This window comes from Cobetia sp. SIMBA_158 (genome assembly GCF_046566945.1).
GTDB classification, from domain to species: domain Bacteria; phylum Pseudomonadota; class Gammaproteobacteria; order Pseudomonadales; family Halomonadaceae; genus Cobetia; species Cobetia amphilecti.
Map to the genome: position 1 here is coordinate 1 of NZ_JAWJYL010000107.1, position 379 is coordinate 379.

1 protein-coding gene is annotated in these 379 nt (G+C 68.6%); it reads left to right on the forward strand.

Annotated features, from left to right (window positions below; genetic code table 11):
- Nucleotides 1-297 (forward strand): GIY-YIG nuclease family protein (locus R2R70_RS19185; protein WP_410978777.1); only part of this gene is annotated, 297 nt, incomplete at its 5' end.
- Between the last annotated feature and the right edge of the window lie 82 nt (nt 298-379).

Consider the following 379-nt stretch of genomic DNA (forward strand, 5'->3'; position numbering starts at 1 on the left):
TGCGCCGACGGCAGCGTCTACACGGGCATCGCCATCGACGTGGCCGCGCGTTTCGCGCAGCACGCCGACGGCACGGGCGCGCGCTACACGCGCTCGCGCAAGCCCGTCCAGGTGCTCGCGCAATTCGAACTCGCCGATCGCGCGAGCGCTTCGCGCGCCGAATACTGGGTCAAGCGCCTCACGCCGCGTGAGAAACGCGCGCTCGCGGCAGGCGCGCGCACACTGGAATCGGTGCTGCCGCCGGTGCCGGTCGAAGTGCCCGCGAGCGACGAACCGGAAGCAGAAGCGCCCGCTTGAAGCCAAACCCGCGCCCATGAAAAAACCGCACGGCCTTGCGGCACGTGCGGTTTTTTTACAGCCAGGAATCGCGACGCTTACT